Below are 19495 nucleotides of genomic sequence, written 5' to 3'. Positions count from 1 at the left end.
TTGCGGGGGCGTGAGCGCCATGGATGGCGCGACCGAGGCTACATGGACGTACTTGCGCCGTCCCCCGCAACCTGAGCCACCCCGCCTCCCCTGAGGAAGCCAGCGTTTGACGTTGACGTTGCTCCGGCTTCGGCACTGGCTTCGGCGGGTGCAGGGCGGCAGCCCTGCAAAACAAACCCCAACCTCAGTAGCGAGGGCGGCCTTCTTCCAGCACCTGGCGCAGGAACGGCACGGTGATCCGACGCTTGGCCGCCAGCGATTCGCGGTCCAGCCAGTCCAGCAACGTGATCAGCCCGCCCAGCTCGCGCCCGGTGTGCGACAGCAGCCACTCGATCGCGGCCTCGTCGATCGCCAGCCCCCGTCGCAGCGCGCGCTCGCGCAGCACCGCCGCGCGTCCTTCCTCGTCCAGCGGCTGCAGCAGCACCCGCACGCACTGGCCCAGCCGCGAGCGCAGGTCCGGCAGCACCAGTCCGAGTTCGCCCGGCGCCTTCTGCGCCGTGTAGAGCACGGTCACGCCGGCAGCGCGCGCACGGTTATGGAAATCGAACAGGGCAATCTCGTCCTCACGGTTGCCGGCAATCTCGTCCAGTCCGTCCAGCGCGACCAGCTCGCGCGCCTCCAGCCCCTCCAGCGCTGCACGCACACGGCCGGCCGCACTGGCCAGCGGCACATAGGTCGGCAGCCGCCCGGCCTGCTCGGCGCTGGAACACATCGCCAGCGCCTGATGCGTCTTGCCCGTGCCTGCCGCGCCTTCCAGGTAGACCCAGTCGTGGCTGGCACCGACCGCGATCGCGCGCAGCTGCGCCAGCGCACCATCCGGTGCGCCGATGAAGGTCTCCAGGCGCTGGTCCCGCGGGTAGTGCAGGGCCAGCGGCAATTGCGGCACACCCATCACTTCAGGTCGGGGCCCTTGTCGTTCGTGTCGAGGATGATGTGGGGCGGCTCGACCACACCGTCAAGCACGATCGCCGATTTCTCACCCGCGTAAAGATCGCTCTGCCGATAGCGCTGGTGCGCATAGCGCAGCAGCACGTTGGACACGGCAGCCACCGGCAGCGCCAGCAGCATGCCGAGGAAGCCGAACAGCTGGCCGCCTGCCATCACCGCGAAGATCACCGCCACCGGATGCAGGCCGATCTTGTCGCCGACGATGCGTGGCGTCAGTACATAACTCTCCAGCAACTGGCCGACCGTGAACACCACGCCGACCAGTATCAGCAGTTTCAGGTCGAAACCCTGCGCCTGCACCAGCGCGGCGATGATCGCCATCAGGATGCCGGTGGTCGCGCCCAGGTATGGAATGAAGCTGATCAGGCCCGCGATCATGCCGATCAGCAGCCCCAGCTTCAGCCCCACCAGCGACAGGCCGCCGGCATAGATCACGCCCAGTGCCAGCATCACCAGGAACTGGCCGCGGATGAAGGCCCCCAGCACCTCGTTGGATTCGCGCGCCAGCGCCGTGATGGTGCCGATGTGGTTGCGCGGAATGACCGAGGCGACCCGCTCCACCAGCTTGTCCCAGTCGCGCAGGAAGTAGAACGCCAGGATCGGCAGCAGCAGGATGTTGACCACCCAGGTCACCATCGTGAAGCCCGAGCGCGAGACATATCCCATGAAGGTCTTGGCGAAGCCGCCGGCCTGCTGCCAATGGCTGCGCACCCATTCGATCAGGCGATCCGGGTCCAGCCACTGCATCACCTCCAGGCCGGTCTTCTGCTCGAACCACGGAATGCCGGTCTGCATCAGCCAGGCCTGCGCCTGGGGCACGGCCGCCACCAGGGTGGTGATCTGCTTTTCGATCATCGGCACCAGCACCAGCAGCGCGGCGACGATCACCAGCACCATGGCCACGAACACCAGCACCACGCCGGTCATGCGCGAGCGCCCGGTGGCCTCGATGCGGTCCACCAGCGGATCACCCAGCCAGGCCAGCGCCAGCGCCAGCACGAACGGCGTCAGGATCGGCGCCAGCAGCCACACGATCCAGCCGATCAGGCCGGCAAGCAGGATGTATTTGACCCGGCGCAGGAACTGCGCGATTTCAGCTTCCGGCGTCAGGGTCATCGCAGTCGGTACTCGTTGCTGACCGGCGCCTGCACCGGCACGCCGGTGGTGTCATCGATCGGTGTCGGAAGGGCAGGCAGCGGGGCGTTTGGAACCAGCACGCCGCTGTCACCCAGCATGCGGTTGAAGCCGGCCAGGCCGGTGGTCATTTCCACGGTCAGCTCCAGCCGGCCCGCGCTGGCGTGCAGCGGAGTGACATTGCGCACCACCGGCACGTCGCGCAGGCCCGCGGCCAGTCGCAGGTAGTCATCGGCACTGTTGATGCCGTTGACCACCACCCGGTAGCTGCCCGCCTGGCCGGTGGCCACACCCGCCTTGGCATAACGCTTGACCAGCGCGTCGGCCGCGCCGTCGGCGCCCGCGGCCATCGCGCGCATGGCGTTGGCGTCCTTGCTGGTCCATCTGTTCAGTTCACGGCCATCGTCGACGAACACCCAGTCCGCCTGCCAGCCGCCATTGGCACGGTAGAGCTTGCCGATCAGCTGCATCGGCGGCGAGTAGCGCGAAGAGGCGCGGGCCACGGCGGCGCTGTCCTGGCGCCAGATGGCACCGGCCAGCGCCTGTTCGGCAGCGCCCCCACTGGGCAGGCCCAGCTTGTAGCCGCGCTCGATGGCGCGGTTCAGCAGCGGGCGCGCGGCATTGGCCTGCTGCACGCTGACCAGGCGCGGGCCGCTGCCGTCATCGACGGCCAGCCACAGCACCGGCTTCGGTCGGGGCTGCGGCCACAGCGGCAGGCCCAGCGCGGCGACCAGCGAATCGACGTCATCCTCGCGGAAACGGGCCACCAGCAGGGTCCGGAAACTGGGCGCACCGCTGGCGCTGACGCTCTGGTCCTGCTTGTAGTCGTAGCTGGCCACGTAATCCTTGGCATTGCGCAGGGCCTGCACCACGCCGGGCCGGGACATCACGCTGCGGTCGCCCGACAGCTTGCCCAGCACTACGCTCAGGGCGCGTGCCAGCCCGCCATTGCGGTCGGCCTCGGCCTGGCTGTTGACCGGCACTTCGGCCTCGTAGGCCCCACTGGCGGTGGCGACATCCCCCTCGGTGCGCAGGCCGCTCTGGGCCATCGTGGCCACCGGCAGGCTCAACGCAAGAAGCAGGGTGAGAATCAGGCTGCGGCGCATCAGGACATCCATTGGCTCGACGTATCCGGGGGGAATTGTTGCCCGAATACGGCCTGTGCGCCAATGCGGCCTGTTAAAATCGCCCGTTCAACCCCTGCCAGCGCCGACGCCCGTGACCAACACCCCGTCTTCCGCCCCCTCCCCCCTCACCTACCGTGACGCGGGCGTCGACATCGACGCCGGCAACGAGCTGGTCGAGCGGATCAAGCCCCTGGTCAAGCGCAGCTTCCGTCCGGAAGTGATGGGCGGCCTGGGCGGTTTCGGCGCCCTGTTCGACCTGTCCAACAAGTACCGCGAACCGGTGCTGGTGTCGGGTACCGACGGTGTCGGCACCAAGCTGAAGCTGGCCCACCAGCTGAACCGCCACGATACGATCGGCATCGATCTGGTCGCGATGTGCGTGAACGACGTGCTGGTGCAGGGCGCCGAGCCGCTGTTCTTCCTGGACTACTTCGCCACCGGCAAGCTGGACGTGGATACCGCCGCGGCGGTCGTGGGCGGCATCGCCAACGGCTGCACCGAGGCCGGCTGCGCACTGATCGGCGGCGAGACGGCTGAAATGCCCGACATGTATGCCCCGGGCGAGTACGATCTGGCCGGCTTCACCGTGGCCGCGGTGGAAAAGAGCGAACTGAAGGATGGCGCCAGCGTGGCGGCCGGCGATGTGCTGATCGGCATCGCCTCGTCCGGCCCGCACTCCAACGGCTACTCGCTGGTCCGCCGCATCTACGACCGCGCCGGGCGTCCGGCCGATCTTGAGCTGGAAGGCGGCGTGAAGCTGGTCGACGCGCTGATGGCACCGACCCGGTTGTACGTCAAGCCGATCCTGTCGCTGCTGAAGTCGCACGGCGATGCCATCCATGGCATGGCCCACATCACCGGTGGCGGACTGACCGAGAACATCATCCGGGTGGTCCCGGACGGCCTCGGCCTGGACATCCAGGCGGCCTCGTGGACGCTGCCGCCGGTGTTCCAGTGGCTTCAGAAGGAGGGCGCGGTCGCCGACAGCGAAATGTGGCGCACCTTCAACTGCGGCATCGGCTTCGTGCTGATCGTCGCGCCGGACCAGGTCGAGGCGGTGTCCGCCGCGGTCACGGCCCAGGGCCTGGATCACTGGACCATCGGCCAGGTCGTCACCACCGAAGGCGCCGAGCGCGTCCGCATCGCCTGACCCCTGCAGAGGAGCCCGCATGGACGCAATGCCCCCATCCCCCTCGAACCCGGTGCCGCCGCCGCTGCTGACGGCACCTGTATTCGGCCCGCAGGACGCCAGCCATCTGCGGGCGCTGTCCATCGGCCACTACGTGGTTGGTGCGCTCATCGCACTGTTCTCGCTGATCTTCATCATCCACATCGTGCTGGGCGTGAGCGCCCTGACCGGGGCATTGCCGCTGAGCTCGGAGGGGCAGCCCTCATCGCCCGCCGAGCAGCGGATGTTCGGCTGGATGTTCACCATCATCGGCAGCGTGATCGTGGTGGGCGGCGTCACCCTGGGGGCCTTCGTCGCCTACGCCGGGCGCTGCCTGGCGCAGCGCCGCCGTTACGTGCTGTGCCTGGTGGTCGCGGGCCTGTCCTGCCTGTTCACCCCGGTGGGCACGGTGCTGGGGGTGTTCACCCTGATCGCCCTGCTCCGCCCCCAGGTGAAAGCCGTGTTCGACACTCCGTCGGCAAGCGTTTGAGCCGCCTGGGTTGCCGGTAATGAACGCACCCCGCCGCATCGCCGTGCTCGCCTCCGGGCGCGGCAGCAACCTGCAGGCCATCCTGGATGCCATCGCGTCGGGCCGCCTGCCGGCCGACGTGGTGGGCGTGTTCTCCGACCGCCCCGATGCCGCGGCCCTGCAGCGGGTCGATCCTTCCCGGCGCTGGGCGCATGCACCGAAGGAATTCAGCGATCGTGCCGCCTACGAGCTGGCCCTGGGCGACGCGGTTGCCGCCTCCGCCCCGGACTGGATCGTCTGCGCCGGCTACATGCGCATTCTCGGCGCTGGCTTCGTGCAGCGCTTCAACGGTCGCCTGGTCAACATCCACCCGTCGCTGCTGCCGCTGTACAAGGGCCTGCATACGCACGCCAGGGCGCTGGAAGCCGGCGATGCCGAGCATGGCGCAAGCGTGCATCTGGTGGTGCCGGAGCTGGACGCGGGTACGGTGCTGGCGCAGGCGCGCGTGCCGGTGCTGGCAGGCGACGATGCACAGACCCTTGCCGAGCGCGTGCTGGCGGTGGAACACCCGCTGCTGATCGCCAGCCTGCAGCTGCTGTGCGATGGCCGGCTGGCTGAACGGGAAGGGCAAGCGATCTTCGACGGTCACCCCCTGTTTAGGCCGCTGGCCCTAGATTCCGCCGGAAACCTGAACCGATAACGTTCTGCACACGCCCCGCTGACTGCGGGGCTGGCATCCTGCCCCACTCCTGCGGCCCCTGTCCCCCATGAAGACCACGACGCTGCTGTGCACGCCCCTGCTGTTGTCGCTTGCCGTGTTGCCTGGCGTCGGCTGGGGCCAGGCACAGCCCTCTGCCGACCCGGCAGCTCCGTCGCAGGCCCCGGCCGCACCGGCCGTGCCCATGCTGCCCGCGCTGGCCTGGGAACCGCCGCCGCTGCAACCGTTCACCGCTACCTACCAGGCCTTCTACAAGGGCAAGGAAGCCGGCGATGCCACCATGCAGGTCACCCATACCGGCGGCAACCAGTGGCGGGTGGACATGCAGGTGGTGGGCCGCCGCGGCTTTGCCAGCGTGCTCGGCCTGAACATCGAGCAGAGCACGGTGTTCGAGGAGCGCGGCGGCGTCTATGCGCCGCTGAGCCAGAGCACGGTGCGCAAGGGCCTGTTCCTGGGCAAGAAGGCCGTCGGCACCTATAACTGGCAGGCCGGCACCGCGCAGTGGACCGGCGATGTGAAAAAGGATCGCGCGCAGCCCATTCCGCTGCAGGCCGGCGATCAGAGCGCCCTGCTGATCAACCTGGCGATCATGCGTGATGCCCGCCCGGGCGTGGCCATGCACTACCGCTACGTCGACATGGGCAAGGTGCGCCAGCACGACTACCAGGCCGCGCCGCAGACCGAGAACGTCGAGGTCGGCGACCTGTCCTACAACGCGCTGCGGGTATACCGCAGCAACGGCGGCAACAACGAAACCATTCTCTGGATCGCCAACGGTGTCCCCACCCCGGTGCGCATCCTGCAACGCGAAGATGGCGAAGACCGCGTCGATCTCCGCCTGATCGAATACCAAGGAGTCTGAGCATGAACACCCTGTCCCGCCCCCTGACGTGGATCGCCGCTGCCACCCTGTCGATGGCCAGCCTGCCGGCGATGGCCCTGGAGCCGTTCAAGGCCGACTATCTGGCCAGCTACATGGGCATGCAGGCCAACGGCACCATGACGCTGGCCAGTGAAGGCAGCAACAAGTGGCGCTACAGCCTGCAGGTGAAAAACCAGCTGGCCGACCTGAGCCAGAGCACCGTGTTCGAGGAAGTGCGCGGCCAGCTGCGTCCGCTCAGCAGCCAGGACCGCTCGGCGCTGCTGGTGAAGAAGCGCAACGTGCAGGCCAACTACAACTGGACCAGCAACCAGGCCACCTGGACCGGCGACATCAAGCCGGACCGCGCCGGACCGATCGCCCTGAAGGCCGGCGACATGGATGCGCTGCTGATCAATCTGGCCATCGCCCGCGACCTGGCAGCCGGCAAGCCGTTGACCTACCGCATGGTCGACGAGGGCCGGATCAAGAACATGACCTACCGTGTGATCGGCAAGGAATCGATCACCGTGGGCGGCAAGAGCTACGAGGCGACCAAGGTGTCGCGTGCCGATGGCAACAAGGAGCTGATCGCCTGGATCGTGCCGGAGTTTCCGGTGCCGGCGCGCATGCTGCAGCGGGAAAGCGGCCGCGACGCGCTGGACCTGACCATCCGATCGATGAACTGAGTGCCGGGGGTCGGATCCCATCCCCTCGGGGATGGGCTCTGACCCCGGCCCCGCACAAGGAAAACGCCCGCTTGCGCGGGCGTTTTTCATTTCTTCTCTTCGGCCGGTTTGAACTCGGTGCGGCAGTCCACCCGGATCTGCTCACCGCTTCCGCGCCAGACGAACGTGCGGCAATGGCGGTTGCCTTCCTGGCTGTCGTTCACCGACACGGCATAGAACGACTGGATGATCTCGTCACGCGATACCGTGCCGTCACCGTTCCAGTCCATGTCCTTCTGCTCGATGCCGCGGGTGATGGCGATATCGGCGTACCAGGCATATCCCAGCCACGCCAGCACGATCAGCACCAGCGCCAGCAGCGCCTTGCGACGCGGGCTGAATTTTCCGCGAAGGATCATGGCACGCGCCGGATGGTGGCACCGAGCGAAGACAGCTTCTCTTCGATGTTCTCGTAGCCGCGATCGAGGTGGTAGATGCGATCGATGGTGGTATCGCCGCTGGCCATCAGGCCGGCCAGGATCAGCGATGCCGATGCACGCAGGTCGGTGGCCATGACCGGCGCGCCGCTCAGGTGCTCGCTGCCACGCACGATCGCGGTATGGCCTTCGACCTGGATGTCCGCGCCCAGGCGCAGCAGCTCGTTGACGTGCATGAAACGGTTCTCGAAGATCGTTTCGTTGATCACGCCGACGCCGTCGGCCACGCAGTTGAGCGCCATGAACTGCGCCTGCATGTCGGTCGGGAATGCCGGATACGGCGCGGTGGTCAGGTTCACCGCCTTCGGCCGCTTGCCCTGCATGTCCAGGGTGATGCTGTCCTCGGTGGTCTCGATCCGGGCGCCCGCCTCGACCAGCTTGGACAGCACCGCGTCCATGGTGTTCGGACGTGCGCGGTTGACCGTGACCTTGCCGCCGGTCATCGCGGCGGCCACCAGGAAGGTGCCTGTCTCGATGCGGTCGGGCAGCACTTCATGACGGCCACCGGAGAGGCGCTCCACGCCTTCGATCACCAGGCGGGCGGTGCCGAGGCCTTCGATCTTCGCACCCAGAGCGATCAGGCAATGGGCCAGATCGGTCACCTCCGGCTCCATCGCGCAGTTGTCGAGGATGGTGGTGCCTTCGGCCAGCACCGCGCCCATCAGCACGTTCTCGGTCCCGGTCACGCTCACCATGTCGAAGGTGAAGTGGCCACCCTTCAAGCGCTTGGCCGAAGCCTTGATGAATCCGTTCTCGACCACGATGTCGGCACCAAGCGCCTGCAGGCCCTTGATGTGCTGGTCGACCGGACGCGAGCCGATGGCACAGCCACCGGGCAGCGACACTTCGGCCGCACCGAAACGGGCCAGCAGCGGACCCAGCACCAGGATCGACGCACGCATGGTCTTGACCAGTTCGTACGGCGCCACATGCTGGTTCACCGCACGCGGGTCGACCACGATCGCGCTGCCGCGCGACAGCGTGCCCTGGTCGATGGTGACCTTGGCGCCCAGTTCGCCCAGCAGCTTCACCGTGGTGACCACATCGTGCAGGTGGGGCACGTTGGTGATCTCCACCGGCTCATCGGCCAGCAGGGTCGCGCAGAGGATGGGGAGGACGGCGTTCTTGGCGCCGGAGATGCTCACTTCACCGTGCAGCGCAGCGCCGCCGGTCACAACGATCTTGGCCATGGGGTTCGGGATCTTCTGCGGTTCAGCCGGCTTCGGCCGGGGTCACGGTTTTCAGCGCCAGCGCGTGGATCGCGCCGCCCATCAGGTCGCCCAGCGTGGCATAGACCATGCGGTGGCGGGCCAGCGGCATCTTGCCGGCAAAGGCGTCGCAGACCACGGTCGCTTCGAAATGCACGCCATCGTCGCCCCGCACATCGGCGCGGGCGCCAGGCAGGCCGGTTTCGATCAGGTTGCGGATGGTGTCGGCGTCCAACGGGCTTTCCTAATAAAATGAACCCTCATTCTACTTCCGCTGCGTGGCGTCCGCATGGCCGAGTCCCTCCCGCCCCCCCGTTCCGTCGAGCCGGCCGCCCTGGTGGCCAGCGGCCGCCGCGTGTTCGAGATCGAGCAGCAGGCACTGCAGGCGGTCGCCGAGCGCCTGGGCGAGCCGTTCCAGAAGGCCTGCCAGGTGATCCTGGGCAGCCGCGGGCGGGTGGTCGCCACCGGCATGGGCAAGTCAGGCCATGTGGCGCGCAAGATCGCCGCAACCCTGGCGTCCACCGGTACCCCGGCGTTCTACGTGCACCCGGGCGAGGCCGGCCATGGCGACCTGGGCATGATCACCGAAGCCGACGTGGTACTGGCCCTGTCCTATTCGGGCGAATCGGACGAAGTGCTGATGCTGCTGCCGGTGCTCAAGCGCCAGGGCAACGTGTTGATCTCCATGACCGGCCGCCCGCAGTCCAGCCTGGCGACCGCCTCCGACGTTCACCTGGACGTCAGCGTGCCGGCCGAGGCCTGCCCGCTGGCGCTGGCTCCGACCTCGAGCACCACCGCCTCGCTGGCGATGGGCGACGCGCTGGCGGTGGCCCTGCTGGACGCGCGCGGCTTCACCGCTGACGATTTCGCCCGCTCGCATCCGGCCGGCAGCCTTGGCCGTCGCCTGCTGCTGCATATCACCGACGTCATGCATACCGGTGCCGATCTGCCCAAGGTCGATGCCGGCGCCAGCCTCAGCGAGGCCCTGGTGGAGATGAGCCGCAAGCGCCTGGGCATGACCGCCGTGGTCGATGCCGAGGGCGTGCTGATCGGCCTGTTCACTGACGGTGACCTGCGCCGGGCACTGGACAGTGCGCTGGACGTGCGCACGGCAAAGATCGCCGATGTGATGACGCGCAACCCCCGCACCATCGGAGCCGACCAGTTGGCGGTGGAGGCCGCCCGCCAGATGGAAACCCAGCAGATCAACGGCCTGATCGTGGTCGATGACCAGGGCCGCGCCGTCGGCGCCCTGAACATTCATGACCTGTTGCGGGCCCGGGTGGTTTAACCGACAGTCCGTAGACCCCATTCAGTCTGTAACCCCACACCTGCCCTGATCGAGTTCAACGTCCTGATGCCCTGGTCCCCCCTGCCCGCCTTCCCCGCCCACCTGCATGCCGCTGCGGCGCGGATCCGCATGGCCTGCTTCGACGTGGACGGCACCCTCACCGACGGTCGGCTGTACTACGACCAGGACGGCAACGAGAGCAAGGCGTATTTCGTGCAGGATGGCCTGGGCCTGAAACTGCTGCAGCAGCACGGCATCCACCCCGTGCTGATCACCGCGCGCAACAGCCAGTCCGCGCTCAGGCGCGGTGCCGATCTCGGCATTGATACCCACATCGCCGTGGGCGACAAGCTGGCCAGCGTGCGGGCCCTGTGTGCCCAGCGCGGCATCGGCCTGGAACAGGTCGCCTTCCTCGGCGATGACCTGCCGGATCTGGCGCCCCTGGGTGCGGTCGGCCTGGCCGTGGCGCCGGCCAATGCCCATCCGTGGATCGCCGAACGCGTGCACTGGCAGACCCGTTCCGAAGGCGGGCGCGGCGCGGCGCGTGAGCTGTGCGACGTTCTGCTGGCCGCGCAGGGTCATGTCGCGTCGGTCCTGGCGAGGTATGGCGCATGAACGCACCGACCGTGAACTGGCGCACCGTGCTCGGCATCGGCCTGCTGCTGGCGGCCCTGCTCAGCAGCTGGGCCGCGCTGCGCAACCGCGACAAGGGCCCGGCCCAGAGCGGCCAGGAAGTCGGCGTGGATTACATCCTGCACGACTTCCAGATCGTCGCCCTGGACGAGCAGGGCAAGGAATCGACCACCCTGCGCGCGCCGCGGCTGGAGCGGCAGCGCGGCGACCAGACCATCAACATCGCCACGCCACTGTTCGAGATGCCCGACAAGGACGGCAGGCACTGGACACTGCGCGCGGAGACCGGCTGGCTGAGCGCCAAGGGTGACGAACTGAAGCTGCGCGGCAAGGTGGCGGGTGACAGTCCGGCTGCCCCCGGCGTCGTGCCGACCACCTTCCGCACCGACCACCTGGACGTGTTCCCCAAGGAGAGCCGGGCCCGGACCGACGCCCTGGTGACCATGACCCGCCCCGGCATGGAGCAGTCCGGCGTCGGGTTCGAGGTGGATTCGAAGAACAACACGTATCATTTCCTCAGCCAGTCCAAGGGTCGCTACACGCCCAGACGCTGATTCCGCCGCCCGGCCCGCGACGTCCCTGGACAGGCGCGGCGCCGGCAGCCCCCACCCGCTGCTGCCCTCCTGACCGGGCAGCCACCACCGGCAGAACGGACCCCGATGAAGATCCCCTTTGCAGCCATGCTCGCACTCAGTCTTCTTGTCCCCGCCCTCGCGCAGGCGAAGTCGACCGACCGCAACGAGCCCATGAACATCGATGCCGGTGCACAGAACGGCATGCTCACCGGCGACGGCAAAACCGTGCTGTCGCAGGGCGTGATCATCACCCAGGGCACGCTGGACCTGCGCTCGTCCGAAGCGGAGATCTATCTCAAGGACGGCGAGCCGGTGCGTGTGGTGTTCACCGGCAAGCAGGCGAAGTTGAAGCAGCAGCTCGATGACGGCACCTGGATGGATGCGCTCGCCGACCGCATCGACTACGACATCAAGACCGAGATCATCACCCTCACCGGCAACTACAAGGTCACCAGCGCGCGCGGCACCAACGCCGGCCAGCGCATGGTCTACAACACCCGTACCGGCGAGATGAACTCCGGCGGCGACGGCAGCCGCGTGCGCACGGTTATCCCGCCCAAGAACAAGGCGCCTGCCGCCACCACCACGCCGGCGCAGCCGGCCGGGAGCCGGAAGTAATGCTCGTCGCCAAGGGCCTGCGCAAGCGCTATAAGCAACGTGAGGTCGTCAAGGACTTCGGGCTCACCCTCGAAGCGGGCGAAGTGGTAGGCCTGCTCGGCCCCAACGGTGCCGGCAAGACCACCTGCTTCTACATGATCGTCGGCCTGGTTGCCGCCGATGCCGGCAGCATCGTGCTCGATGGCAAGGACATCACCGGCGATCCGATGTACACCCGTGCCAAGCAGGGCGTGGGCTACCTGCCGCAGGAGCCTTCGGTGTTCCGCAAGCTGACCGTGGCCGACAACATCCGCCTGGTGCTGGAACTGCGCGAGGATCTGGACTCGGCGGGCCGCGAGCGCGAGTTGAGCAGCCTGCTGGACGAACTGCAGCTGGGCCATGTGTCCGAACAGCTTGGCGCCAGCCTGTCCGGCGGCGAGCGCCGCCGCTGCGAAATCGCCCGCGCGCTGGCGGCGCAACCCCGGCTGATCCTGCTCGACGAACCGTTTGCCGGTGTCGATCCGATCTCGGTCGGCGAGATCCAGCGCATCGTCACCCACCTCAAGCAGCGCGGCATCGGTGTGCTGATCACCGACCACAACGTGCGCGAGACCTTGGGAATCTGCGACCGCGCGTATATCCTCGCCGAGGGCACCGTACTGGCCCAGGGTTCGCCGGAATCGATCCTGGACAATGCCGACGTACGTCGCGTCTACCTTGGGGACTCGTTCAAGCTGTGACCGCAGCTGCCGGGTTCCATTCCCCCTCTTCGGCACAGGCATGAAGACTCGGCTGCAGACATCGTTGGGACAGCAGCTGGTGCTCACGCCCCAGCTGCAGCAGGCGATCAAGCTGCTGCAGATGTCCAGCACCGAGCTGGAACTGGAGATCGCCCAGGCGGTGGAGAGCAATCCGCTGCTGGACTGGGCCGAAGGCAACGAGAGCGATGCCGCTGCCGGCGACGATGGCAACGGCGATGACGCCCCGCCCGAACGCGCCGACGCCGGCCAGGAGGACGACTGGGCAACGGCGGAACCGGACTGGAGCACCGCCGGCAGCGGCGGCAGCTTCGACGACGATGACGACAGCGGCAGCGCGGCCGAACGCGTGGCCGAAACCGAGACCCTGGCCGACCACCTGCTGTGGCAGCTGCACCTGTCGCATCTGTCCGCACGCGACCGCAGCATCGGGGCTGCCCTGATCGACGCCCTGGACGACGATGGCTACCTGCGCGAACCGCTGTCCACCATCGCCGAAACCCTGCTGCCGGCGATCCACGCCGGCGAGGACGAGATCCTCACCGTACTGCACCAGATCCAGCGCTTCGATCCGGTCGGAGTAGCGGCACGCAGCTTGGGCGAATGCCTGCAGCTGCAACTGGACGTACTGGCGGCCGACACACCTGGCCTTGCCCTGGCACGCCAGGTCGCTGCCGGGCCGCTGGAGCGGCTGCCGCGCAGCGGCGTGGTTGGGCTGGCGCACGAACTCCGGCAGCCCCTGGCCGATGTCGAGACCGCCGTGGCCCTGCTGCGGTCGCTGGACCCGCGCCCGGGCACCCAGATCGCGCCGCTGTCGCAGGACACCTACGTGGTGCCGGACGTAGTCGTCTGGCGGCAGAACGGCGTGTGGCGCGCCGCGCTGGCCGGCCATGCCGGGCCGAAGGTGGTCATCCACCGCGGTTACGAACAGATGATCCGCCGCTGCGGTGAGGCCGACGCCGGCTACCTGCGCGCCCAGCTGCAGGAGGCGCGCTGGCTGCTGAAAGGTCTGCAGCAGCGTGGCGAGACCCTGCTGCGGGTGGTGCGCTGCCTGATCCTGCAGCAGTCCGGCTTCCTGGAGTTCGGCGAACAGGCACTGCGCCCGCTCACCCTGCGTGAGATCGCCGCCGAACTGGGCCTGCACGAATCCACCATTTCGCGGGCGATCGCCCGCAAGCATGTCCGGACCCCACGCGGCACCCTGCCGCTGCGCGCCTTCTTCGCGTCGGGCATCGATACCGAAGGCGGCGGTGAGGCATCCAGCACCGCCATCCAGGCAATGATCCGGCGCCTGATCGATGACGAAAACCCGCGCAAGCCCCTTTCTGACGCCAAGCTGGCTGACCTGCTCAAATCGTCGGGAATTCCAGTGGCGCGACGCACCGTGGCGAAGTATCGTGAAGCCATGAACATTTCCGCCTCGCACGAAAGGGTCAGAATCGCTTGACGCACCGCCGCGCCCGGCGGAGAGGTTCATTGGCACATCCGAACACAGGAGAAACCCGATGCGCATCGAAACGTTTGGCAAAGACGTCGAAGTCACCCCGGCCCTGCAGTCCTATGTAGAGGAGAAGCTGGCCCGGATCGGAAAGCACTTCGACCAGCACTGCGAAGCGCGGGTGACCCTCAAGCTGCAGAAGACCGAACACCATGTCGACGCCAGCCTCAACATTCCCGGCCAGACCCTGCACGCCGAGGCCGGCGGCCAGACCATGTATGCCGCGATCGACCTGCTGGCGGACAAGCTTGACCGCCTGGTGATCAAGCACAAGGAGAAAAAACAGCAGCACGCACCGCTGCCGGTGGGTGACAATGGCGGCTGATCGCCACCGTTCCCCGCAGACATGCCCCTGACTGACCTCCTGGCGGCCGTGCAGACCCAGCTCTGCACGGCCACCGACCGCGACAGCGTCCTCAAGGCCGCGGCCGGGTTGCTGGCCTGCCGCCAGGCCAATGCCGAACAGATCTATCTGAACCTGTGCCAGCGTGAGGCGCTGGGCAGCACCGCGATCGGTTGCGGCATCGCCATTCCGCATGGCCGCGCGCCGACCCTGGACCGCCCACGCGGCGCCCTGCTGCGACTGGAGACCCCCGTCGACTTCGGGGGCGACGAGCCGGTCGACCTGGTGTTCGCGATGGCCGTTCCGGCCCACTACACCCATCAGCACCTGATGCTGCTGTCCGAACTGGCCGAACTGTTCTCCGCCCCCGCCATCCGCGAGGCGCTGCGCGCCGCCGGCGACGCGCGGGCACTGCGTCAGGCCCTGGATCTCACGCCCCCGGCGAGTGCCGCATGAATACCAGCATCACCGCACGCGAACTGTTCGAACAGCAGCGCGAACGCCTGGGCCTGCGCTGGGTGGCGGGAAAATCCGGCGAGAAGCGCGAGCTCGAGGCCGGCAACACCGTCTCCCGCCGGCCCTCGCTGGCGGGCTACCTCAATGCGATCTACCCCAACAAGGTGCAGATCCTGGGCACCGAGGAACTGTCCTGGCTGGACGCGCTGGAACCGCGCCAGCGCTGGGAGACGATCGAAAAGCTCATGCAGTCGCACCCGCTGGCGCTGGTGATTACCCGCAACCAGCCCTGTCCGGAAGACCTGCGCGCGGCCGCCGACGAGTCGGGCACGCCGCTGTGGGTATCTCCCAAGCGCGGCCACGAACTGCTCAATCATCTTTCCTACCACCTGGCACGCACGCTGGCGCCGCGCGTGATCCTGCACGGCGTGTTCATGGAGATCTACTCCATCGGCGTGCTGATCACCGGCGAAGCCGGGTCGGGCAAGAGCGAGCTGGCGCTGGAACTGCTCAGCCGTGGCCACCGCCTGGTGGCAGATGATGCACCTGAATTCACCCAGATCGCGCCGGACGTGCTCGACGGCACCTGCCCGGAACTGCTGCAGGACCTGCTGGAAGTACGCGGCCTGGGCGTGCTGAACGTGCGCGAGATGTTCGGCGACACGGCTGTAAAGAAGAACAAGTACCTTCGGCTGATCGTCCACCTGACCAAGCCGATGACCGAGCCCACTCCGCATGGCTACGAACGCCTGACCGGCGATTCCGGTACCCGCCATGTGCTGGACCTGGACGTGCCGCTGATCACGCTGCCGGTGATGCCCGGCCGCAACCTGGCCGTGCTGACCGAGGCGGCCACCCGCCTGCATATCCTGCGGACCAAGGGCATCGACCCGGCCGCGATGTTCATCGCGCGCCACAGCAACCTGCTGGAACGGCGAACACCCTGATTTCCCTGGCCTTCGAAGAGTCTGTCCATGAGCACCGCTGCCCCCACCGCCCCGACCCTGATCATCGTCAGCGGCCTGTCCGGCTCGGGTAAATCCGTCGCCCTGAAGACGTTCGAGGACCAGGACTACTACTGCTCGGACAACCTGCCGATCCAGCTGCTGCCGGACTTCGTGCGCAGCCTGCTGGCCCACCATGACGGCGCCGCGCCGCGCCGGCTGGCGGTCGGCATCGACGTGCGCGGCCAGGCCGATCTGAGCCAGCTGGCCAACTGGCGGCAACTGGCCACCGATGCTGGCGTGGAAACCAAGGTGCTGTTCTTTGAAGCCAGCGACGAGGCGGTGCTCAAGCGCTATGCCGACACCCGTCGCCGCCATCCACTCAGCCAGCTCGGTCTGTCGCTGCCGGAAGCGATCGCCCGCGAGCGCGAACTGATCGCACCGCTGCGCCAGGAGGCCGACGCCATCATCGACACCAGCGCGCTCAACGTGCACCAGCTGCGCCGCCGGATCATCACCGAGTTCACGCTGGACCATGCAACCCGCCTGTCGCTGCTGTTCGAATCGTTCGCCTACAAGCGTGGCGTGCCGGCCGAAGCGGATTTCGTCTTCGATGCGCGGGTGCTGCCCAATCCGCACTGGGACCCCGAGCTGCGTGCGCTCAGTGGCCGCGAGCCGGGCGTGCGCGACTACCTGGAAGCCCAGCCGGACGTGCAGTGCTACCTCGCACAGCTGATGGGTTTTCTCGACACCTGGCTGCCGAAGCTGGGCGACGGCACCCGCAGCTACGTGACCGTGGCCTTCGGCTGCACCGGCGGCAAGCACCGCTCGGTCTATCTGGCCGAACGGATGGCCCGGCATGCCCGCGAAATGGGCTGGGAAGACGTGGCCACCTATCACCGCGAGCAGGATTGAGAGGCCCGGCCGGGGTGCGCCCGACCGCCCCGCGGAGAGGCGGCATGGGCCGGCAGGCGGGGGACGCTGAATACGGGACACAGTGCCCCTCATCTGCGGCTATCGCCAATTCACCTTGACCTGTTAACGTGCAGTAATGACCTGTGGCATTCTCCTCGTAACACATCCCGGGGTCGGCGCCGCCCTGCTTGACGTGGCGACCCGGCTCCTGCGGCAGCTGCCGTTGAAGACCGAAGCTTTCGAAGTACCGTTCGACGCAGACCTGGATGCTCTGCTCCCCCTCGCCTCGGCCGCGCTGCGGCGGGTAGATGGTGGAGAAGGCGTGCTGATCCTGACCGACCTGTACGGCGCCAGCCCCGCCAACCTTGCTGGGCAGCTGGCCCGGCTGGGGACCCCGGTTCGCCGGGTGTCGGCGCTGAGCCTGCCGATGTTGCTGCGGGTGATGAATTATCCGGAACAGGCACTGGATCAACTGCCCGCCACCGCTGCGGCGGGTACCCGTAATGGAGCGATAGTCGACGATGCTTGAACGAGAACTCACCGTCAGCAACCGCCTGGGCCTGCATGCCCGGGCCACCGCCAAGCTGGTGCAGACCCTGGCACCGTTCCGGTGCAACGTGACCATGGCTGCCAAGGGCCGCGAGATCAACGCCAAGAGCATCATGGGCGTGATGCTGCTCGCTGCCGGCCAGGGCACCCCGGTCACCGTGCGCATCAGTGGCGAAGACGAAGCCGCCGCGATGGACGCGGTGGTCGACCTGTTCGAACGCCGCTTCGACGAGGACAGCTGATCGTGCCGCGCGCCCGCGCCGGCCAGCTCCCTTCCGGCCAACGGCCGGTCCAGCTGCTGGCTGGTCATGGCGCTGCGCGGGGTTCGGCGATGGGGCGTGCACGCGTGCGCCTGCCGCATGCGCTGGACGTTGCCGAACAGCGCGTGGCACCGCAGCAGATCGAAACCGAGCTGACGCGCCTGCATCATGCCGTGGATGCCGCGCGCGCGGAGATGCATGAGCTTCGGCAGCGCCTGCACGGCGCACTGAACCAGGAAGTAGGCGAGTTCCTCGATCTGCACGCGCTGCTGCTGGACGACCCGGAGCTGCTGTTCGGCCTGGATGAGCTGATCCGCAGCGGCCCGTACAGCGCCGGATACGCCCTGCGCCTGCAGCGCGACCGCCTGGCCAAGGTCTTCGATGGCATGGACGATGCCTACCTGAAGAGCCGCATGGACGATCTGGATCATGTGATCGGCCGCATTCACGCCTTCCTGCAGCCGGAGCGTGCGCCGGTGATGAAGGGGCTGGCCGGCGAGATCCTGGTCTGCGACAACATCGCGCCGTCCGAGCTGGCACAGCTGCAGGCACAGGGCGTCGTAGGCATCGTCACCGCCGCCGGCAGCGCGCTGTCGCACAGCGCCATCCTCGCCCGCAGTCTGCACCTGCCACTGATCGTCAACGTTCCGCAGCTGCTCAGCCGCGTTGCCGATGGCGACGTGCTGATCGTCGATGGCGCCGACGGCAGCATCACCGTCAACCCGCAGGCCGACAACCTGCGTGACTATCGCGCACGGCTGAAGGAACACGCCCGCGAGCAGCGGGAGCTCGGACGCCTGCGCAGCAAACCCAGCCGTACCCGCGACCAGGTCGACATCGCCCTGCTGGCCAACGCCGAATCGCTGGAGGACGTAACCCAGGCCCACGCCCTCGGCGCGCAGGGACTGGGTCTGTACCGCACGGAATTCCTGTTCCTGCAGCGCAACGAGCTGCCGGACGAGGAAGAACAGTTCCGGACCTACCGCGACGCCGCGCTGGGCATGAGCGGGCGGCCGGTGACCATCCGCACCCTCGATCTGGGGGCGGACAAAGCGGATCGCACCGGCCTGACCCTGAGCAACGAAGAGAACCCGGCACTTGGCCTGCGGGGCGTGCGCCTGTCGCTGGCACGGCCGAAAGTGGCTGACACCCAGCTGCGGGCGATTCTGCGTGCTTCGGCCTATGGCAAGCTGCGGGTGCTGGTGCCGATGATCAGCACGCGCGAAGAGCTGCTGGCCGTGCGCCGGCGCATGCTCAAGCTGTCCGAACAACTGCGCGCGGAAGGGCACATGGTGGCCGACCACGTGCCGCTGGGGGCGATGATCGAAGTACCCGCCGCTGCTCTGGCGCTGGAGAGCTTCATCGACCTGGTCGACTTCCTGTCGATCGGCACCAATGACCTGGTGCAGTACCTGCTCGCGGCCGACCGCAACAACGAGGCGCTGGGCGAACTCTACTCGCCGCTGCACCCGGCGGTGCTGCGCCTGCTGCAGATGGTGATCGAGACCGGCGCACGCCATCGTGTGCCGGTGGCGGTGTGCGGCGAGATCGCGGGGGACGCACGCATGGCGCCGCTGCTGCTGGCACTGGGCCTGACCGAGTTCAGCCTGCATCCGGGCACGCTGCTGGAAGTCCGCCGCGCGATCCGCGAGGCCGACCTGGCATCCCTGCGCGCCCGCGCTCCGAAGCTGCTGGCCGCGCGGGACCGTCGCGGCATCGAGCGCTGGCTGGCACTGGTGGCCGATACGCCCTGACGGCCGCGCTGCGCGCTCGCCGGGGGGGGGGCGCGGGGGCCCCCCCCCCCCCCCCCCCCCCCCCCGGGGGGGGGGGGGGGCGCCGCCCCCGCGGCGCCCGCAGGGGGGGGGGGGGGGGGGGGGCGG

Annotated in this window: 24 protein-coding genes; 18 read left to right on the top strand and 6 right to left on the bottom strand. The window is 68.0% G+C overall.

Annotated features, from left to right (window positions below):
- Positions 1–184 precede the first annotated feature (184 nt).
- The 3 genes from hda to ACVOME_RS17640 are packed head-to-tail and all read right to left on the bottom strand — an operon-like array spanning position 185 to position 3188.
- The gene (hda, locus tag ACVOME_RS17650; protein WP_053519433.1) at positions 185–892 is read right to left on the bottom strand and encodes a DnaA regulatory inactivator Hda; all 708 of its coding nucleotides are present in this window, start codon (positions 890–892) and stop codon (positions 185–187) included.
- On the bottom strand, positions 892–2064 hold the full coding sequence (locus tag ACVOME_RS17645; protein ID WP_065174539.1) for an AI-2E family transporter: 1173 nt from the start codon (positions 2062–2064) through the stop codon (positions 892–894). Before ACVOME_RS17645 ends, hda begins: the two co-directional genes overlap by 1 nt.
- On the bottom strand, positions 2061–3188 hold the full coding sequence (locus ACVOME_RS17640) for a DUF2066 domain-containing protein (RefSeq protein ID WP_481505335.1): 1128 nt from the start codon (positions 3186–3188) through the stop codon (positions 2061–2063). Before ACVOME_RS17640 ends, ACVOME_RS17645 begins: the two co-directional genes overlap by 4 nt.
- Positions 3189–3300: 112 nt before the next feature.
- Here ACVOME_RS17640 and purM point away from each other — a divergent pair, with 112 nt between their 5' ends.
- The 5 genes from purM to ACVOME_RS17615 all read left to right on the top strand — a co-directional run bounded on the left by purM (position 3301) and on the right by ACVOME_RS17615 (position 7112).
- Positions 3301–4359 (top strand): phosphoribosylformylglycinamidine cyclo-ligase, encoded by a 1059-nt coding sequence (gene purM / locus ACVOME_RS17635; protein ID WP_053519430.1) that lies wholly within the window; start codon positions 3301–3303, stop codon positions 4357–4359.
- Positions 4360–4378: 19 nt separating this feature from the next.
- Positions 4379–4867, top strand: coding sequence for a hypothetical protein (locus ACVOME_RS17630; protein WP_053519429.1), 489 nt, complete (start codon positions 4379–4381; stop codon positions 4865–4867).
- Between the two features lie 19 nt (positions 4868–4886).
- Positions 4887–5546: a phosphoribosylglycinamide formyltransferase gene (gene purN, locus ACVOME_RS17625; protein ID WP_065174537.1), complete on the top strand. Its 660-nt coding sequence runs from the start codon at positions 4887–4889 to the stop codon at positions 5544–5546.
- A 67-nt stretch (positions 5547–5613) separates the two neighbouring features.
- Positions 5614–6426 carry a DUF3108 domain-containing protein gene (locus ACVOME_RS17620; protein ID WP_065174536.1) on the top strand — a complete coding sequence of 271 codons (813 nt, stop codon included), beginning with the start codon at positions 5614–5616 and terminating at the stop codon, positions 6424–6426.
- Between the two features lie 2 nt (positions 6427–6428).
- Positions 6429–7112, top strand: a complete 684-nt coding sequence (locus tag ACVOME_RS17615; RefSeq protein ID WP_053519426.1) for a DUF3108 domain-containing protein — start codon at positions 6429–6431, stop codon at positions 7110–7112.
- A gap of 86 nt (positions 7113–7198) precedes the next feature.
- Here ACVOME_RS17615 and ACVOME_RS17610 read toward each other — a convergent pair whose 3' ends face one another.
- The 3 genes from ACVOME_RS17610 to ACVOME_RS17600 are packed head-to-tail and all read right to left on the bottom strand — an operon-like array spanning position 7199 to position 9031.
- A complete protein-coding gene (locus ACVOME_RS17610) occupies positions 7199–7510 on the bottom strand; it encodes a hypothetical protein (protein WP_053519425.1) in 312 nt (103 codons plus the stop codon).
- Positions 7507–8778 (bottom strand): UDP-N-acetylglucosamine 1-carboxyvinyltransferase, encoded by a 1272-nt coding sequence (murA, locus tag ACVOME_RS17605; protein ID WP_053519424.1) that lies wholly within the window; start codon positions 8776–8778, stop codon positions 7507–7509. Before murA ends, ACVOME_RS17610 begins: the two co-directional genes overlap by 4 nt.
- Positions 8779–8800: 22 nt before the next feature.
- Positions 8801–9031: a BolA family protein gene (locus tag ACVOME_RS17600; RefSeq protein WP_053519423.1), complete on the bottom strand. Its 231-nt coding sequence runs from the start codon at positions 9029–9031 to the stop codon at positions 8801–8803.
- 54 nt (positions 9032–9085) lie between these two features.
- On the opposite strand from ACVOME_RS17600, the gene ACVOME_RS17595 reads away from it, so the two are divergent.
- The 13 genes from ACVOME_RS17595 to ptsP all read left to right on the top strand — a co-directional run bounded on the left by ACVOME_RS17595 (position 9086) and on the right by ptsP (position 19369).
- Positions 9086–10087, top strand: coding sequence for a KpsF/GutQ family sugar-phosphate isomerase (locus tag ACVOME_RS17595; protein WP_262219175.1), 1002 nt, complete (start codon positions 9086–9088; stop codon positions 10085–10087).
- A gap of 66 nt (positions 10088–10153) precedes the next feature.
- Positions 10154–10702 carry a KdsC family phosphatase gene (locus tag ACVOME_RS17590; RefSeq protein WP_262219174.1) on the top strand — a complete coding sequence of 183 codons (549 nt, stop codon included), beginning with the start codon at positions 10154–10156 and terminating at the stop codon, positions 10700–10702.
- On the top strand, positions 10699–11274 hold the full coding sequence (lptC, locus tag ACVOME_RS17585; RefSeq protein WP_053519420.1) for an LPS export ABC transporter periplasmic protein LptC: 576 nt from the start codon (positions 10699–10701) through the stop codon (positions 11272–11274). Before ACVOME_RS17590 ends, lptC begins: the two co-directional genes overlap by 4 nt.
- A gap of 105 nt (positions 11275–11379) precedes the next feature.
- Entirely contained in the window at positions 11380–11913 is a 534-nt protein-coding gene (gene lptA, locus ACVOME_RS17580) for a lipopolysaccharide transport periplasmic protein LptA (RefSeq protein WP_197572244.1), read from the top strand.
- Positions 11913–12632 (top strand): LPS export ABC transporter ATP-binding protein, encoded by a 720-nt coding sequence (gene lptB / locus ACVOME_RS17575; protein ID WP_065174533.1) that lies wholly within the window; start codon positions 11913–11915, stop codon positions 12630–12632. The genes lptA and lptB overlap by 1 nt, the downstream gene beginning before the upstream one ends.
- Before the next feature lie 40 nt (positions 12633–12672).
- A complete protein-coding gene (locus tag ACVOME_RS17570; RefSeq protein WP_263177746.1) occupies positions 12673–14097 on the top strand; it encodes an RNA polymerase factor sigma-54 in 1425 nt (474 codons plus the stop codon).
- Positions 14098–14155: 58 nt separating this feature from the next.
- Complete coding sequence (gene hpf / locus ACVOME_RS17565) at positions 14156–14473, top strand: ribosome hibernation-promoting factor, HPF/YfiA family (protein WP_005415556.1); 318 nt, start codon at positions 14156–14158, stop codon at positions 14471–14473.
- 21 nt (positions 14474–14494) lie between these two features.
- Complete coding sequence (locus ACVOME_RS17560) at positions 14495–14947, top strand: PTS sugar transporter subunit IIA (RefSeq protein ID WP_053519416.1); 453 nt, start codon at positions 14495–14497, stop codon at positions 14945–14947.
- Complete coding sequence (gene hprK, locus ACVOME_RS17555) at positions 14944–15894, top strand: HPr(Ser) kinase/phosphatase (protein WP_053519415.1); 951 nt, start codon at positions 14944–14946, stop codon at positions 15892–15894. Before ACVOME_RS17560 ends, hprK begins: the two co-directional genes overlap by 4 nt.
- Before the next feature lie 27 nt (positions 15895–15921).
- Positions 15922–16806, top strand: coding sequence for an RNase adapter RapZ (rapZ, locus tag ACVOME_RS17550; protein WP_053519414.1), 885 nt, complete (start codon positions 15922–15924; stop codon positions 16804–16806).
- A 136-nt stretch (positions 16807–16942) separates the two neighbouring features.
- Positions 16943–17335, top strand: coding sequence for a PTS sugar transporter subunit IIA (locus tag ACVOME_RS17545; RefSeq protein ID WP_065174531.1), 393 nt, complete (start codon positions 16943–16945; stop codon positions 17333–17335).
- Positions 17328–17597 (top strand): HPr family phosphocarrier protein, encoded by a 270-nt coding sequence (locus ACVOME_RS17540; RefSeq protein ID WP_053519412.1) that lies wholly within the window; start codon positions 17328–17330, stop codon positions 17595–17597. Before ACVOME_RS17545 ends, ACVOME_RS17540 begins: the two co-directional genes overlap by 8 nt.
- Before the next feature lie 2 nt (positions 17598–17599).
- Positions 17600–19369 carry a phosphoenolpyruvate--protein phosphotransferase gene (ptsP, locus tag ACVOME_RS17535; RefSeq protein WP_065174530.1) on the top strand — a complete coding sequence of 590 codons (1770 nt, stop codon included), beginning with the start codon at positions 17600–17602 and terminating at the stop codon, positions 19367–19369.
- Positions 19370–19495 lie beyond the last annotated feature (126 nt).

This window comes from Stenotrophomonas sp. STEN008, from assembly GCF_056760435.1.
The sequence above is the reverse complement of the archived record's forward strand: the minus strand, read 5'-3'. Positions and strand labels throughout refer to the sequence as shown.